General features: G+C 46.7%; 19 protein-coding genes and 1 tRNA gene. 5 read left to right on the top strand and 15 right to left on the bottom strand.

Annotation, left to right across the window (positions count from 1 at the left end):
• Window positions 1-91: 91 nt before the first annotated feature.
• From flgJ to ACLIIY_RS11175, 11 genes are all read right to left on the bottom strand, one after another.
• Complete coding sequence (gene flgJ, locus ACLIIY_RS11125; RefSeq protein WP_434527620.1) at window positions 92-1,018, bottom strand: flagellar assembly peptidoglycan hydrolase FlgJ; 927 nt, start codon at window positions 1,016-1,018, stop codon at window positions 92-94.
• An 18-nt stretch (window positions 1,019-1,036) separates the two neighbouring features.
• The gene (locus ACLIIY_RS11130) at window positions 1,037-2,128 is read right to left on the bottom strand and encodes a flagellar basal body P-ring protein FlgI (protein ID WP_005425633.1); all 1,092 of its coding nucleotides are present in this window, start codon (window positions 2,126-2,128) and stop codon (window positions 1,037-1,039) included.
• Window positions 2,129-2,172: 44 nt separating this feature from the next.
• Window positions 2,173-2,952, bottom strand: a complete 780-nt coding sequence (gene flgH, locus ACLIIY_RS11135) for a flagellar basal body L-ring protein FlgH (RefSeq protein ID WP_005425645.1) — start codon at window positions 2,950-2,952, stop codon at window positions 2,173-2,175.
• A 30-nt stretch (window positions 2,953-2,982) separates the two neighbouring features.
• Entirely contained in the window at window positions 2,983-3,771 is a 789-nt protein-coding gene (flgG, locus tag ACLIIY_RS11140) for a flagellar basal-body rod protein FlgG (protein WP_005425600.1), read from the bottom strand.
• Window positions 3,772-3,789: 18 nt separating this feature from the next.
• A complete protein-coding gene (locus ACLIIY_RS11145; RefSeq protein ID WP_005425588.1) occupies window positions 3,790-4,539 on the bottom strand; it encodes a flagellar basal body rod protein FlgF in 750 nt (249 codons plus the stop codon).
• Between the two features lie 315 nt (window positions 4,540-4,854).
• Complete coding sequence (gene flgE / locus ACLIIY_RS11150; RefSeq protein WP_009705674.1) at window positions 4,855-6,168, bottom strand: flagellar hook protein FlgE; 1,314 nt, start codon at window positions 6,166-6,168, stop codon at window positions 4,855-4,857.
• A 32-nt stretch (window positions 6,169-6,200) separates the two neighbouring features.
• Window positions 6,201-6,908, bottom strand: coding sequence for a flagellar hook assembly protein FlgD (flgD, locus tag ACLIIY_RS11155; RefSeq protein WP_005425626.1), 708 nt, complete (start codon window positions 6,906-6,908; stop codon window positions 6,201-6,203).
• A gap of 17 nt (window positions 6,909-6,925) precedes the next feature.
• On the bottom strand, window positions 6,926-7,339 hold the full coding sequence (gene flgC, locus ACLIIY_RS11160) for a flagellar basal body rod protein FlgC (protein WP_005425613.1): 414 nt from the start codon (window positions 7,337-7,339) through the stop codon (window positions 6,926-6,928).
• 5 nt (window positions 7,340-7,344) lie between these two features.
• Entirely contained in the window at window positions 7,345-7,740 is a 396-nt protein-coding gene (gene flgB / locus ACLIIY_RS11165) for a flagellar basal body rod protein FlgB (RefSeq protein WP_005425594.1), read from the bottom strand.
• A gap of 346 nt (window positions 7,741-8,086) precedes the next feature.
• Window positions 8,087-8,914 carry a protein-glutamate O-methyltransferase gene (locus ACLIIY_RS11170; RefSeq protein WP_005438646.1) on the bottom strand — a complete coding sequence of 276 codons (828 nt, stop codon included), beginning with the start codon at window positions 8,912-8,914 and terminating at the stop codon, window positions 8,087-8,089.
• An 11-nt stretch (window positions 8,915-8,925) separates the two neighbouring features.
• Window positions 8,926-9,852: a chemotaxis protein CheV gene (locus ACLIIY_RS11175; RefSeq protein WP_005425637.1), complete on the bottom strand. Its 927-nt coding sequence runs from the start codon at window positions 9,850-9,852 to the stop codon at window positions 8,926-8,928.
• 76 nt (window positions 9,853-9,928) lie between these two features.
• Between ACLIIY_RS11175 and flgA the strand changes: the two genes are divergently transcribed.
• From flgA to ACLIIY_RS11190, 3 genes are all read left to right on the top strand, one after another.
• Window positions 9,929-10,675 (top strand): flagellar basal body P-ring formation chaperone FlgA, encoded by a 747-nt coding sequence (flgA, locus tag ACLIIY_RS11180; RefSeq protein ID WP_045412993.1) that lies wholly within the window; start codon window positions 9,929-9,931, stop codon window positions 10,673-10,675.
• Window positions 10,676-10,790: 115 nt separating this feature from the next.
• Entirely contained in the window at window positions 10,791-11,105 is a 315-nt protein-coding gene (gene flgM / locus ACLIIY_RS11185; protein ID WP_005425628.1) for a flagellar biosynthesis anti-sigma factor FlgM, read from the top strand.
• Between the two features lie 26 nt (window positions 11,106-11,131).
• Window positions 11,132-11,557 carry a flagella synthesis protein FlgN gene (locus ACLIIY_RS11190; protein WP_045481542.1) on the top strand — a complete coding sequence of 142 codons (426 nt, stop codon included), beginning with the start codon at window positions 11,132-11,134 and terminating at the stop codon, window positions 11,555-11,557.
• Between the two features lie 198 nt (window positions 11,558-11,755).
• Here the strand turns inward: ACLIIY_RS11190 and flgP are convergent, their stop codons facing one another.
• Together flgP and ACLIIY_RS11200 are read right to left on the bottom strand one after the other, a co-directional pair.
• Window positions 11,756-12,187, bottom strand: coding sequence for a flagellar assembly lipoprotein FlgP (flgP, locus tag ACLIIY_RS11195; protein WP_005438638.1), 432 nt, complete (start codon window positions 12,185-12,187; stop codon window positions 11,756-11,758).
• Window positions 12,188-12,196: 9 nt separating this feature from the next.
• Window positions 12,197-12,835 (bottom strand): FlgO family outer membrane protein, encoded by a 639-nt coding sequence (locus tag ACLIIY_RS11200; RefSeq protein WP_005425606.1) that lies wholly within the window; start codon window positions 12,833-12,835, stop codon window positions 12,197-12,199.
• 172 nt (window positions 12,836-13,007) lie between these two features.
• On the opposite strand from ACLIIY_RS11200, the gene ACLIIY_RS11205 reads away from it, so the two are divergent.
• Both ACLIIY_RS11205 and ACLIIY_RS11210 read left to right on the top strand, forming a co-directional pair.
• Entirely contained in the window at window positions 13,008-14,141 is a 1,134-nt protein-coding gene (locus ACLIIY_RS11205) for a flagellar assembly protein FlgT (protein WP_032802617.1), read from the top strand.
• A 68-nt stretch (window positions 14,142-14,209) separates the two neighbouring features.
• Window positions 14,210-14,286 (top strand) — tRNA-Arg (locus ACLIIY_RS11210).
• Between the two features lie 88 nt (window positions 14,287-14,374).
• Here the strand turns inward: ACLIIY_RS11210 and ACLIIY_RS11215 are convergent.
• Window positions 14,375-14,881 (bottom strand): hypothetical protein, encoded by a 507-nt coding sequence (locus ACLIIY_RS11215; protein WP_027726697.1) that lies wholly within the window; start codon window positions 14,879-14,881, stop codon window positions 14,375-14,377.
• A 198-nt stretch (window positions 14,882-15,079) separates the two neighbouring features.
• Entirely contained in the window at window positions 15,080-16,036 is a 957-nt protein-coding gene (locus ACLIIY_RS11220) for an OmpA family protein (protein WP_020196223.1), read from the bottom strand.
• Window positions 16,037-16,373: the final 337 nt, after the last annotated feature.

Below are 16,373 nucleotides of genomic sequence, written 5' to 3' on the forward strand. Positions count from 1 at the left end.
TAGAAAAGAAAGAGAAAGCACGAAAAAAGAAAGGCTTGCACTGTGGCAAGCCTTCTCAAAATGTACATCAAGCATTCGTAATCGGATTGAATTACATACTCTCGATTTTTTGTTTTACCTGCAGAACTTTGTCTGCGTAGCTTGGGTCAGTTGCGTACCCTGCGCTGTGAATTCCACGAATGAAGGACTCAGAATCACCGCCTTGCTGGAGGGCAGTCTCGTAGCGCGGGTTCTCATTCAAGAAGCGAACGTAGTCGTTAAAGCTGTCTTGGTAGTTCGAGTAAGAACGGAATGCCGCCGTCTCTTTAACAGGTGTTTTGTCATGGAACTCTAGCGTTTGAGTCGTCACTTTATCACCCTGCCAACTACGGTCAGCTTTAATGTTAAACAGGTTGTTACTGCTGCCACGTGCGTTCTTAACGACTTTTTGCCCCCAGCCTGTTTCTAGCGCGGCTTGAGCCAATAGCAGTGAAGGCTCAACACCCAAAGCTTTTGCTGCACGGTCTGCGTATGGCTTCATTGAATTAACAAAAGACTCTGGCGAATCAAAACGTGAGGGCTCTGAACCCGGTCGTGATAGCTGACCTGATTCAATCAAGCGCTGCTCAATTTCACGTGCTTTCTTCGGATCCACACGACGGTATTCCACAGCATTGTTTGCTGCATCACGCATGGCTGTTTCAGCCTTGTCGTCGCCTTGCCCAACCGTCAACTGCTTAACAATCATGTCAGCCAAGCCCATCGAACCCGATGCACTCAAGTTACTCGCCATTTGCTCATCCAGCATTTGACGGTAGAACTTTTCGTTTTGGCTGTTCATTAAGTTTGACTCAAAGCCTTCGTTCGCTTCGCGCATCGACTTCAGCATCATCGAAGTAAAGATCGATTCGAACTGACGAGCGGCCGCTTGCAATGCTTCATGCTCACCATCTTTGCCCTCTTTCACCGCTTTTTGACGAAGGGTATCAAGGGAACTGATGTCATGAATAAAACCGATATCGTTAGGATTGTTGACCATAATTTCACTCCTAATCGATTAGATGATGATCAGCTGGCCTTCAATGGCACCAGCTTGTTTCAATGCTTGCAGAATTGCCATCAAATCAGACGGAGCTGCACCGACTTCATTCACCGCACGGACAAGGTCATCCAGTGTCAAACCCGGTTCGAACTTGAACATCTTACCTTTCTCTTCATTCACTTCGATGTCAGAGTCCGGCACAACAACCGTTTGGCCACCAGAGAAGCCGTTTGGTTGGCTCACATTAAGGTTTTCTTTGATTGCTACCGTCATGCCACCGTGGGTCACTGCCGCAGGTTTCAGACGAACATGCTTGCCGACCACAATCGTACCGGTACGAGAGTTCACGATGATTTTCGCCGCGCCATCCGCAGGGTCAAACTCTAGGTTTTCGATTGCCGATAAGAAGGCAACACGTTGGCTCACATCACGTGGAGCACGGACACGAACAGAAGTCGCGTCAACCGCACTAGCCATTTGAGGACCAAGGAAGTTATTTACCGCATCCGCCATACGCTGTGCAGTGGTAAAGTCAGAATCAAGCAGGTTGAATGTGATGTAGTCACCACGTCCGAATGGGTTTGGAATTTCACGCTCTACGGTTGCACCGCTTGAAATAAGACCAACCGTTGGGTTGTTGCCCACGATTTTAGAGCCATCAGCGCCTTCTGCACTGAAACCACTCACGACTAAGTTACCTTGTGCGACGGCGTACACTTGGCCGTCTAGACCTTTTAGGAAGGTTTGTAGCAAGGTGCCACCACGCAAACTTTTTGCACTGCCGATCGAAGAGACCGTGACGTCCACTTGCTGACCCGGTTTTGAAAATGGCGGCAATGTTGCCGTTACCATAACAGCGGCAACGTTCTTAATTTTTGGTTTGGTACCCGGCGGCATTTGAATGCCGAAGTTTTGCAGCATTGCCGCGAAGCTTTGTTCTGTAAACGGGTTTGACTCACCCGTACCCGGTAAGCCTGAAACCAAGCCATAACCCACAAGTTGGTTGCTACGCACACCTGCCACTTGCGCGACGTCTTTAATACGTGCGGCTTGGGCTGTGGTTGCAAATAGCGCAACGCTCAACAGTGCTAATAGGATTCTTTTCATGCTTACTCAATCTCTTGCAGTCAATTTGCCGCCATTTCGACGTCTTACAGGGCTACATTAAAGAATCGTGCCAAGAAACCTGGCTCTTGCATATCTTGTGGTGAGCCCGTGCCAGAATATTGGATTCTTGCGTTAGATACGCGATTTGACGCAATAGTATTGTCAAAATTGATGTCATCAGGGCGAATTGTGCCGCTTAGACGAATGTACTCATCACCCGTGTTCAGCGTCATCCACTTCTCACCGCGGATCACTAGGTTGCCGTTTGCCAGCACCTCAATGACTTCTACCGTGATGTAACCGCTGATGCTGTTGCTTTGCTTAGCCGAAGAGTCGCCGGCAAAGGTGTTGGTGTTGTTCAGATCGTACGAGAAGTTGTATTTGCCGCCAATTTGCAGCTCTTGACCACCGACAGACAGAGGTTCCATCTTCGCATCGTTGGTTTTTGATAGATCGGCGTTGGCACTCTTAGTCGCACGAGTCGTTTCGTCGAGTGTTACGGTAATGATGTCGCCGATGCCACGTGGCTTAGAATCGTCGTATAGGTCGGTAATGTGCTCGGTGCTAAACAAAGAGCCCGTTGCTGCCGCATAGTGCTCTGGTTTTTGCTTAGGGTGAATCGGAGCCCATGCCGGATCGCCTGCCACCGGATCGGTTCTGCCGCGCAAAGTATCAATGATGCCGCTGCTCTCTTCTTTCGACTTATCGCCTTCAACCGCATCCACCACCGTTGTCGCTTGACTGACTTCGTCGGTTTCAATCGGCTCTAGCATCGCACAACCAGACATGGTCGTGATAAGTGCAAGTAGACAAATACGTTTCATCATTGGCTCCCTAAATCCCGATCTTAGTGATTACAACTGCTGGTTAACGAAGCTCATCATCTTGTCGACCGATGAGATAACTTTTGAGTTCATTTCGTACACGCGCTGAGCTTCGATCATGTTGACCAGCTCTTCGGTTACGTTCACGTTAGATGCTTCAAGCATGGATTGACGAATTTCGCCCAAACCATCAAGACCAGGGACACCTTCTTGTGGGTCCCCGCTTGCGCCGGTTGGTAGGTAAAGGTTCTGACCGATTGGCTCAAGACCACCAGGGTTTACAAAATCAGTAATAGTTAGCTGGCCTACTACAACGTTGTTTTGCTCACCACGAATACGTACAGAGACTTCACCGTCTGTACCAACAGTGATTGAAATTGCGTCTTCAGGAATCACAATCTCCGGCTCTACAGGGTAGCCAGAGCCAGAAGTCACTAGCGTACCTTCACCATCTAGCGTGAACTGACCGTTACGGGTGTAACCGATGTTGCCGTCTGGCAAAGTTACTTGGAAGAAGCCATCGCCTTCCACCATCATATCGAGTGCGTTAGTGGTGGTTTGCGCGTTACCGTGCGTGTGCACTTTTTGCGTCGCAACCACTTTAGAGCCGGCACCCAGCATCAAGCCACTTGGCAGTTCCGTGTTCTGAGAAGACTGACCGCCTGGCTGGTTGATGTTTTGGTAGAACAAATCTTCAAATACCGCACGGCTCTTTTTGTAACCTACGGTTGAGGCGTTCGCCAAGTTGTTCGAAATCGTTGCGATGTTGGTCTGTTGGGCGTCTAGACCTGTTTTACTTACCCATAGTGCTGGATGCATTGTGAACCTCTAACTCTGTTAACTCATACGAAGCAATGAATCTGAAGACTTATCCATCTCTTCAGCGGTGCTCATCATTTTGACCTGCATTTCAAACTGACGTTGAAGGTCAATCAGAGCGGTCATTTCACCTACGGCATTCACGTTACTACCTTCAATCGCACCGGTTTGGATGCTGATAGAGCCGTCTGCTTCGTAAGGCTGGTTTGGAGTTTTATGGCGGAATAAGCCATTGGTATCTTTAAACAAGTTTTGATCGTCTGTGCGTACAAGCTTGATACGATCAACCACTTCTAATTCTTCAGCCGGCGCACCTTGAGGCAGTACAGAGATGGTGCCGTCACGACCGATTTCGATTTTGGAGACTGGGATTGGCAAGGTAATTGGCGCATCGTTTTCGCCCAACACCACATGACCGCTTGCATTCGTTAGCAAGCCGTTTTGATCCACTTTTAGGTTACCGTTACGCGTCAAACCTTCTTTGCCAGTTTGGTCCATAACAGAAATCCAGCCGCTGCCTTCTACCGTAATATCTAGGTCACGACCGGTTGTGATCACACTGCCTTGCGCAAAGTTATGTCCTGGACGTTCTGTCATGCTGAATACACGTGAAGGCAAACCTTCACCATAAGCTTGCATAGAGCGAGCTTGTGCTAAGTCAGCACGGAAGCCAGTTGTACTCACGTTTGCCAGGTTGTTGGCACGCAATTGCAGGGCCTGCATATTTTGCTTGGCGCCGCTCATTGCGAGAAACAGTGCGCGATCCATAAATTACTCCAAAAGTTCTCTGTACAAGGGAGTAAAAGCAATAGTTATGCCAACATTAAAATAATGTTATTAATCAAAAGCTTGAATATAAATTGAGAGTTTTCAGATGGCAATTCAGGATGAATCAACCAAGAGAGAGGCAATGTTTTGATCCGTCTAGCGGCAACAGCGGCAAGTCAGAGATCAAAGCATGCCCAACCTGAACTGAGGTATTTTCAGGTTGAGCACCAGATGAATGTCATGATGTCATCAAACGATACGGCAAGTGCACGCAGCGTTTGATTAAGCAGATGATAGAGCTAACTAACGAGTGCTCTAACGAATCTGCAGGATATTTTGTTGTAGCTGGTTGTGTACTTCTAGCGCACGTGAGTTCGCTTGGAAGTTACGCTGAGCAGAGATCAGATCCACCAGCTCCTGAGTCATATCAATGTTTGATTGCTCTAGCATACCGTTGTTGATAGTACCGAAAGAGCCTTTGTTTGATTCACCCCAGATCTTGTCACCAGAGAACTGAGTTGAATCCCATTGAGTGCCGCCTTTCTTATCCAGACCTTGCTCGTTTGGAACACGCACTAGCGCCACACGACCCAATGTTACGTTTTCACCGTTTGAGTAAGTACCCAATACGCTGCCGTTTTCATCAAAGTCTACTTTAGTCAGGAAGCCCGTTGTCGCGCCATCTTCATCGAACTTAGTCAGTTCAAATGGTGCAGCAAACTGAGTCGCTGAGCCTAAACCAAAGTTAAGTGTTTGCGCAGGATCCGCACCGTTTAAATCCACTGGGTTAGTGTTTGTCGCAGGATCGCCCAACGCTACCGATGTGATTGGCTGACCGTTATTTAGGCTTGCTAATGTACCATCGTTGTTGAACTTCATCGTGTGACCAACATGACCCGTTGGCGTTGCAGCATCACCGTTAGCAACGTTCAATGGCTTCTCACCGCCTTTGTCTGTCACTGTGTAGTAAGTTTGCCACGTGTTCGGCTGAGTTTGGTCTTTCAAGTAGTAAGTCGTTAACTTGTAAGACTGACCCATCGAGTCATAAATCGTTGAAGAAGTCGAACGGTTGTATGTATCTGGATCTGAGAAATCAAACTGAGTCGGATCTTTCAAATCACCATTAGCCGGTAAGTTCACACCCACTTCAATGTTCGCTGTTTGCTTTGGCTTACCAAATTCTGCAGGGATATTGATTGGTTGTGGCTCGTAAGACGATACCTCACCAGACTCAGGATTTACTTGGTAACCAAGTAGGAACTCATCGTTCGCCGTTACCATGTAGTTTTCTTTGTTCAAATGGAATGCACCATTACGTGTCATTTCATTTTGCTGTGGGATAAGGCGATCTTTCGCTACCGCGAAGAAACCTGTACCCGATACACGCAAATCCATTGGGTTGTTGGTGTAAATGCTTGAACCTTCGTGGAACTGTTGCGCCACTTGGTTCGCTTGCGCACCGCCACCCGGAGTGGTTTTTGCGTTAGTGAACAAAGAGTTTGAGTACACATCGCTGAATTCCGCACGAGACTCTTTAAAGCCGTACGTGTTGGCGTTCGCAATGTTGTTACTGGTGGTGTTCAAATCCAGTTGAGCGGAGGACAAACCGCTTAAAGATACATATGACATTCCAAAATCTCCTAACCTGACGCGCTATTGAATTACGCTTTGCCGACTTCCAATACTTCTGCAAGTCGAACTGGCGATTCAAAACCTGCCAGATTGAGTAATACGTTTCCGTCGCCCTTACCTAGCAATACACTGTTCACGTTCGCGTAAGTAGACACTGGGAACTCTTGCGACTCCCCATCTACCAAGCCAGACGCTTTCACATTGTATTTGCCAGCAGGCATTGGATTTCCGTTTTCATCATTACCGTCCCAAAGCACACGAGTGTCGCCGGCTGGTTTCGCACCTACCTCAAAAGTACGCACCAATTGGCCCGCTTCGTTTTCCACTCGAACAAACAGGTTGTCGAGAGGTTGTGCAAGCTTAACCATTGCCGCCATTGTTGCATTGTCTTGCTTTACACCCGCCGCGCCAGGGACCAACACGTCACGACCAACCAAAGAGGAAGCTTGTAACGCTTGGTTTGATGTCATTGACGAGTTCAAACTCTCGAACTGAGAGTTCATCTTGCCGATGCCATCTACGGTCGCAAATGACGCCATTTGCGCAATCATCTGGTCATTACCTACCGGCTTAAAAGGATCCTGTTGAGACAATTGCTTAGTGAGCAAAGATAGGAAGTCTTCCTGTTTCAGGTCCTGCTTACCTGTGCTCTCTTCAGTCTTCTTGTTCTCTTGTAGGCTCTTAAGCTGGTCGATATAGGACAAGCCGCTTTGACCAACGTTGTTAATTCCGGCCATACGCTACCTCCTTATCCTTATTGACCCATCTGCAGCGTACGCAGCAGCATTTGTTTACTAGAATCCGCTACTTGCACATTGGTTTGGTATGCGCGAGAAGCCGAAATCATGTTTGCCATTTCTTCCATTACATTGACGTTAGGCTTGTAGATGTAGCCTTCGTCGTTTGCAAGGGGATGGTCTGGGTTGTACTCCGCATTCAGCGGTTTGTCGCTTTCTACAATACCCATCACTTTCACTGGCACCGTATCACCGCCACGCATGGCGTTACTTAACTCTGCACCAAATACAGCATGACGCGCTTTGTAAGTGTCTTTCGCAGAGCTGCTGACACTGTCGGCGTTCGCCAAGTTGCTTGAGGTAGTATTCAGACGAACGGATTCAGCGCTCATTGCGGAACCTGTCACATTGAAAACGTTAAATAAGCTCATCTAAATTATTCCCCTTTGATTGCTTTGGTTAAGTTCTTGAATTTGCTGCCTAGAAAGTCGAGTGATGCTTGGTGTCTGATTTGGTTTTGCATAAATAAGTTACGCTCTAAATCCAAATCTACCGTGTTGCCATCGCCCGTATCTGGTTGCGTAGGAAGACGATATAGTTTGTCCCCGACCAACGTCGTAGTGGCAGGAATGTGCCGACCATCTGTGCGGCTAAGACCAATGCTTGCCCCAGATGTTGCCGCCTGCAATTCCTTAGCAAAATCTAAACCTCTTGATTTGTAGCCAGGCGTGTTAGCTTGCGCGATGTTGGTGGAAATCACCTCCGCGTTGCGCTCACGTACGCCCACCGTGTACTGGTGGATGCCTAGTGCGTTGTCAAAAGATATAGCCATGTTTGCCTCTACATTAAGAACTGACCGTTATTAATAACTAAAAAGCAATTATCGTGCCAAAAATAGAACATGCCGTTTTGCCGCCTCAGTTATCGAGGTAATGGATTGCAATAAGCAAGCCAAAGTGATTGATGAAATGTCATATCGAGCCAAGTAATCAGCTCGGCTCACTAAAAAATATACACCCGATGCCTGCCCATAGGCAAAAATGACGCTGGCTTTTACAGCAGAGAGGGAGAAAAAGGAAGCAAGAATGAAACGGGAAAAGTGGGGAAAAAAAAGAAAAGCCTGACACAAAGGTCAGGCTTTTGAAGTGGTTAAAAGAGTCCGCTATTTTAGCTTGTCGTTACTTTAACTTGTAAATAATACCTGGGTTGCAGCGCACCATCTCAAATTTGTCTGTCAAACCCGTCAGTGATTCTGACGCACCCAGCAGTAGGTAACCACCTGGGTTTAGGCTGTTTGCCATTTGGTTCAGTACTTTCGACTTCATCTCTGGTGAGAAGTAAATCAGTACGTTACGACAGAAAATGATGTCGAACTTACCCATTAACGCGTAGCTCTCCATCAAGTTTTGTGGACGGAAGTTCACTAGGCGTTTTACGTTGTCTTTCACTTTCATGCGGCCATCGCCTGCATCTTCAAAGAAGGTGCGACGACGCTCAGGCGAAAGACCACGACCCAAGGCAAGATTATCGTAAACACCCGCACGGCACATATCCAACATACTTGCTGAAATATCCGTCGCGGTGATCGACACGCTTGGCAATAAACCCGGCTTACGCTGCTGCGTTTCCAGAATGGTCATTGCCATTGAGTAAGGTTCTTGGCCTGAAGAGCTCGCAGCCGACCAAATTTTGATTGGTCGCTTGTTTGCCGCCATCTCCGGCAACAGTTTGTCAGCTAATACCGTGAACGGATAAGTATCTCGGAACCACAATGTTTCGTTAGTCGTCATCGCATCAACAGCGGCAATGCGTAGTTCACGATTGCGGCCTGTCACGACATCACGTAGCAAATCCGACAGCGACGCCAGCTTGAACTTTGTCACAAGCGGGCTCAGTCGGCTGCGCACTAGGTATTGTTTACTGTCACCTAATACGATGCCACATTGTGATTCTAGAAAACGGCTAAAGTCACGATACTCTTGATCACTGATTGTAATAGCAGTCATTAATGTCTCTTTTATTGTGTTAATGCAGATTTAACCGCGTTACCCAATTCATCTGGGTTAAATTTCGCAATGAAGGTGTTAGCACCTACGCGCTCAACCATCGCTTGGTTGAAGACGCCACTCAATGAGGAGTGCAGGATAACATAAAGGTTCTTCAAATCTGCATTTCGGCGAATTTCGGCCGTTAGTGTGTAGCCATCCATCTCTGGCATTTCGATATCTGAAATGACCAAAGAGATCTGATCGTAGATGCTACCTTCTTGTGCCATTTCAAGCAGCTTATTGTACGCTTCTTTACCATCTTTCACAGAGACAACTTCAAAACCGATTGAAGTAATTGCACGCTCAACCTGTTTACGCGCTACCGTCGAGTCATCCGCGATCAATACGCGGCGCACGATTGGCTTCTCTTGTTCAGCAACTGCGATCTCTTCGCCGATGCTTGAATCCATGGTTTCGTCTACTGGTGCAATCTCTGCCAAGATTTTCTCAACGTCCAGAATTTCTACTAGCTCGTTGTCGATGTTTGTTACCGCTGTTAGGTAGTGCGCTTTACCAGCACCATCAGGCGGCGGCAAAATCGCTTCCCAGTGCATGTTAATAATGCGCTCAACCGAAGACACCAAAAACGCTTGGATAGTACGGTTGAATTCAGCAATCACAACAAAACATTTGTCGATATCTGTCGTTGGACGGCCACCGATTGCCAAACTTAAGTCAATCACTGACACGGTATGGCCACGGATATGAGCGACACCTTTCACTAGCGGGTGTAGGTTTGGCATCGAAGTCAGCTTAGGGCACTGTAGTACTTCTTTTACTTTGAATACGTTAATGCCGTAGCGCTGTCGTCCCATCAACCGAAAAGTGAGTAGTTCCAATCGGTTTTGGCCGACGAGTTGCGTACGCTGATTCACCGAGTCAAGAATCCCCGTCATATGCTCATCTCCATCTCAAACTTTTTGTTTTTAAATGATACTCTACGACTGGCAGGCATAATACCAGAGAAACAGTATGGCGTATCATAATATGAATTCAACACCATTTACTATGACAATATGTAGAGCGTTATTTACAAAGTACGCTAAGTCTATCGGCATTTTGCTCAGTATGTTTAGCTTTTTTGTTCATTCAGCAACGGAAAGTCAGATCGAGCAAATCCGAACCGCCGCCGAGCAGCACATTCTTAGCACGGTAGAGCAACCAGCGGGAGGAAATTTGTCCGTCAATGCGGCAAATATTGATCCACGTATCAAAGCCACCGATTGCCCAGAGCCCCTTGATACATCTGCATCTTCAACCAGTAGCACACGCAGTAACATCAACGTATTGGTTGAATGCCCCGTCGATGACTGGAAGGTTTATGTTCCTGTGAGGATCTCAGCATCGGTTCCGATGATCGTTTCAACACGTCAACTCGGCCGTGGTGAGATCATCAGTGCTTCTGATGTGACGACTTCAATGATCGAATTACAGCGTTTTCGTAAAGATGGTTTTAGCAATATGGAGCAAGTTATCGGTTCAAAACTAAAACGTAACGTCCGCCTTGGCGATGTTGTAGAACGCAATGATGTCTGCGTGGTATGCCGCAATGAGAAAGTCACGATCAAAGCCGTAAAATCGGGTATGACGATCACCACGCAGGGCACGGCATTACAGGATGGATCCGCCGGAGATCAAGTAAGAGTGAAAAATGATAAGTCCCAACGTATAATAGAAGGAATTGTGACAGGCATTGCGGAAATCACCATCACCTTCTAGGGTTGGTTGGTGTTCGGCAAATCGATCAATAAAAATGCAAAAAATCACTAAAGTTATTTTGCCCTTGGTCGATAGTCTGGATACCAGTATTACGATACGAGTTTAAGGTTGAAACATGGCAGGTATAGATAATATACGTTCAGGTCAGATGATGACGACGACAAGTCGCGCACCTGCACGAACGGATTCTAGTGCAACCAGCACAACTGAATCGAAAAAAGCGCCAGCACAACAAGACGCGGTATCACTAAGCCAACAAGGCAAAGCAGTCAGCAAACTCCAGAAGGATATGGCAGCTTCTCCGGCTTATGACAGCGCAAAGGTTGCGGCAATCAAAGAAGCAATTGCAAACGGTTCATACAAAGTTGACCCAGAGAAACTGGCGGACAACATGATCAAGTTTGAAAACGAATTGCAAGGCAAAAGCTAACTGACTTAGGCCCAAGGTAAGAATTCATGGCAGCATTAGTCGATCTTGTTAACTTCCAGCTAGAAAATGCAAAAGCACTTTCTGGTGTGTTACGTCAAGAAACACAGGCGATCAGCGCACGTGTATCTACTGAGATCGAGAAACTTGCCAAAGAAAAGATGACACTCATTGGTCAATTAAGAACAACTGACCAGCGAATCGCCTCTCACCCGCACGTCAATCAACTTACCGAAGATGCAAACCTAAGTCAGGCTGTCGCACAGATCCAATCTATCATTCTCGATTGTCAGCAAGTAAACCAAATGAACGGTGAATCGCTCAATCGTGCTCAATCCAGTTTCAATAAACTTAACAACATGCTTCAGCGTACCCACGGTAAGGTCGGTATGACCTACAATGCCGGCGGCAAAACGCACACCATTTCTACTCTAGGCACTAACATTAAAGCCTAACTCTTTGAGATCATCCCACAACAGCCCTATCGACGTTGTCTTTTAGCTAGTGACTTTCTTCCCCAAAACACAGCCAAACCTAACGTTCATAAAACCTAACGCGCATAAAACTCTCTCGTACAAAGCTCATACGTATAAAAAAGCGACCGATTGTTGCCAACCCGTCGCTCAAATAGATTATCTGTTTGTGAAGTTGTATTAGAACAAGGTCTGCTGACGCTTCTCAGGCACCTGTTGTACTTCACCGTAGTCACGCAGTTTATCCATCTTACGGATATCCAAACGCAACTCTGTCACATAGCTGTCTTCTACTAAGTAACTGCGCACGACTTCTGCACCTCGAATAACGCCATCGACCGCGCCCGACGTGCTTTCAATACCTAGACGTTGATCGGCAAGTTCTGCACGCCCACTCACTCGCATACCATACACTTGCTCAGCAAGTTCACGGTAGGCATCAATCTTAGACGCACGCATTGCACGAACACGTTTCTCTTCGACAGTACGGCCAGTTTGCTCACTTACGCTTGCATAACCCACCGCCAACAAAATCTCATCTTGGCGCATCTGCTGTAGAGGCTGACATCCCACCAGCACCAATGTTGCGATAATAAATAATAACTTCTTCATGCTAGTTTCCTACGGGCGGAGAATCACAGTGTATGGCTGACGAATAGTCGGGTCAGAACGAATAAGCACGCCATCTTGGGTGCGGATGCTGTTCAGCGTATCCAAATCACGGCCAATACGATCCGCAGGTAAGAAACCTTGCGCCGTTGCAACCACGATGCGGCTCTGCATGCCTACAACACGAGCATTCACGAGCACACCACCTTCTTGGCGAAGCATAGTGCCTGTCAGCACGTACTGGATCTCTTGCTCTTGTGCCAAATCTTGCCAATCACGGCTAAGTGCGAAATCGCCTTGCTGAGTCACTTGGATTGAACCTGTGGTTTTGAAATCCACTACTTTAAAACCTCGGCGTTGGAATTGATGAATAAACCCTTCCGATACCGAGTTACCAAGCCAGTTGGTTGCATCCATGTTTTGCAGATCGACAAAAGAAGTAATCGCAATTGGTGTACGCGACGATACTGCAACGTTCGAAACCATCAGCTCTTCCGTCATGCTCTCAATGAAATAGTCCATCGTATGACGTGGACTGTCCATCAGCATGAATTGGCTGCCAGAATACGGTTCTTTACCATTGTAAATTGGTGAGTACGCGCACGATGTTAAAAGCGTCATCATCGATGCGGCAACAAGCCATCTTTTCATGGTTTGATTCTCCAGATAATCCTAGGTGTTACTGCTCTTTTTCGACTTCATTTCAATAAAACGTAATCTTGGAACAGTCTTTGCTTTTCTTCTGTTTGTCGAACGAAAGAAAAGCCCACCAAACTTCACTGAAATTGGTAAAGCAATATTTATACCCGAACGGTTACTAACAATGAAAAAATTATTTTTTAGCCTAATATCAATCACTTTTATATTGATGACGCCATTTCGTGCGGCGGCATCTTGGTATGAAGTGACAGGCGTTGCCACTATCGTTTCTTCTGAAGAAGCGGCAAGGCTGCATGCGTTGGAAGACGCGCTCTTCAAGGCTGTCAACTTTTCGGGCGCAGACATTGGCAGCATCAGTAACTTGATGCCATTGCTGGAAGAAAACCGCAAAGAGTACCAATTCACCAACCATGAAGTACGTTACATCTTGGTCGAATCAGAGCGTAAACGCAGCGGCAAGGTGGAAATGAGGATCCGAGTGGACATTTATCCATCGGCAACGGGTTGCCACGTGGATCAATACAAGAAGACGATCCTAGTCGGCAACATCGACGTCGCTTCTCCTCAACAAGCCGTCATGGGTCAAATCTACAATGTTGGTGATGATTTTAGCCACGTGGTCAATCGTCAGCTTGATCAAACCTCACGCAGTTTTGTGTCTGTTGGTACTACCGATTACTCCATCAGTGCTAATTACCCAGAGCGCACTAAGATGATCGCGCAAGACAATGGCGCACAATACATCATCGGCGGCGTCATTACCGATTTGACCGCCACGATCGATGCCAAGCTGCTTAAAGATGACGTTATCAACCGCCAGTTTGCGATGGAGATGAAAGTCTTCGACGGAAAGACAGGCCACGAGGTTTACCACAAGAACTACCGCGAAGTGGCGCGTTGGCCATTTGCTAAAACCAGCCAAGTCGATACTCGCAGTGCTCGTTTCTGGGCATCAACGTACGGTGAGATGATGCTGCGCGTTAGCCGTAACATTATGTTGGATTTGGAATCAGAGCTGTCTTGTAAAATTACGCTGCCAGAAGTCGTGGCTGTATTTGGCAATACTGTAACCATGGATCTTGGCCGCATGCACGGCGTACAAGAGGGTGATCAGCTGCAATTGTGGCACACAGCGTCTTTCATCGACCAAAACGGCTTACCGCGTAATAAGGTCTCTCAGAGCGATATTACCCTAAGAGTAACTCGTGTTTACGAACACGAAGCGGAACTGACCATTGAACAGCCAAACCTTGCCTCTAGTGTGCAAATTGGCGACGTAATGAACAAGATGCTTTAGCAACGCGTATAAAGCTTTGCGATATGCTTGCTTTTGAATATCATAGGCAACGCATCTTATTTGATTACGCCCCCATGGCACAGCTGGATAGCGCAGTCCCCTCCTAAGGGACAGGTCGTAGGTTCGAATCCTACTGGGGGCGCCATTCATCGCCTTAGCTTAGTTTATTTAAGCTAAGGCTTTTTTATGTCTACTGCTCAGAGAAAGGAAAACAAGAGAAGCTAACCGCATCGCTATTTGAGGTCGATGCTGTTGAGACGCCCCATAAAGGTCAAGATTTCGAGGTTGTCTTTGTGTGCATCAAGCAAGGCTTTTTTGGTTTGCATATAAGCCGCAAGCTTGCCGTACTTGTTGATAGACCGCACGACCGTTTTGTACTTGTATTCGCCAGCGTCATTAAACTCACGCCACTTCGCAATATAACAAGTGTCACGGTTGTCTGGGTCATCCAGCGTCGGGTTTGGTTTGTGGACTATCTTAGGCTCCACACTGTGTGGCAACCGCGTCATTAAGTACGGGTCTTTCAATAGTCTCCGCCAAAACTTCCCCCACATCTCACGCCCGAGCTCATTACGCAGTTTGATGGCCTTTTTAAGACCTCTCTTTTCTCCAATGCGCACGAATCCAACGGAACGATGCAAAACGGTATCTTCCGGTGTGTGGATATGAATCTTAAAGGCTGTCTTGCCTTTCGAAATGAAGCGGTGTCCAGTATTTGTAATTAAATTGCTCTTAGACATAGTGCTAACTAATAATTCTATTAATAGCTAAAAGGGTAAGCAAAACTCATAGATAATTAAAGTAATAAAATACAAAACTGTAAATAGCATCAGTGTTGATTCTTTTTTGAAACATCTAAATTCAGATGTAAAAAAGCCCCAAAGAGCGAACTCTTTGGGGCATTCAGCGCTTAAGACTTCTAACGGTCAGATAGGAGCTTATTGCTGAACTTGGTATTCGAACTCAGGAACAACAACTTCTACGCGACGGTTTTGTTCACGGCCTTCACGAGTCTCGTTTGAAGCGATTGGGTTGTTTTCACCTTCGCCACGAGCGTGAATGCGATCTGCGTCGATGCCTTTCTCTACAAGAGCGTTAGCTACAGATTCAGCACGCTTCTCAGAAACTTTTTGGTTGTAAGCCGCTGGACCTGAAGTATCTGTGTAACCAATTACGTCAACGTTCGCTTGTGGGTACTCGTTTAGGAATGCTACTAGGTCGTCTAGTTTCGCAGCGCTCTCTGGTTTAAGAGTAGTGCTGTTTAGCGCGAAGCTACCAGTGCCGATTGTTTGAGTTTCGAAAGTCTTAGTTACTACTACTGGAGCAACTTCTTCTACAACCACTTCTTCAACTACTGGCTCTTCTTCTACAACAACTTCGTCGTTACCGCCGAATTTGAATGCAACGCCTAGAGTTGCAGAGTTGCCCATTGCTTTCACTGAATCGTTGTTGATGTCAGTGATTGTTTGGTATTCCGCACGTGCTGTTACGTTTTCGCTGATGTTGAATTCAAGACCAGCTGCACCTAGGTAAGAGTAGTCATCTTTACCGTCGTTCATCATTAGGTAAGCACCACCCACTTTACCGTAAAGTGCGATGTCTTCTGTGATTGGTAGGCTGAACTTAGGAGCAAGAGTGATTGCTTCTACGTGGCCACCGAAAGAAGTTTGGTCGAAGTCACCTAGGTTGTCGAAACCAGCTTCTACTGAGAAGTAGTCATTCATTTCGTAACCAACAAAAGCACCTAGAGTAGAGCCATCTTTGTCACAAGCTTGACCAGCTACACAAGCGTCTTCCATCCAAGACTTACCCATCTTACCGCCCACGTATACTTCTGCGTGTGCTGCTGAAGCCATAAGTAAAGAAGCTGAAATTACCGCTGCTAGTTTTTTCATTATTGATTCCTCTAAAAGAAGTTCTCTTGTTCGTAACGAAATGCGCCGCCTGACTGACGTTGTATTTCAATTCTTTTATTCAGTTCCTTTGAGTTTGATACCGAAGTAACTTCCGACTGTTTGCATAAAAGTCACTTGGGTATGCCTCCTAGTCAGTGGTGCATATCGCTCCCTCACTGACGGCGAGCACTATAACTCCAAGAAATCCCGAGACAAATCCCAAAACTGTCAATTTAATGTCATCGAAAAGCATGACTTAATGTGATCTAGAGCACTCTAAAGCGAGCTGCGACAACGACGCAAACGTTTGCGCGATATTTCGAAAAAGAATAGGTAA

The organism is Vibrio sp. K4, assembly GCF_051122595.1.
Taxonomy (GTDB): Bacteria; Pseudomonadota; Gammaproteobacteria; order Enterobacterales; family Vibrionaceae; genus Vibrio; species Vibrio owensii.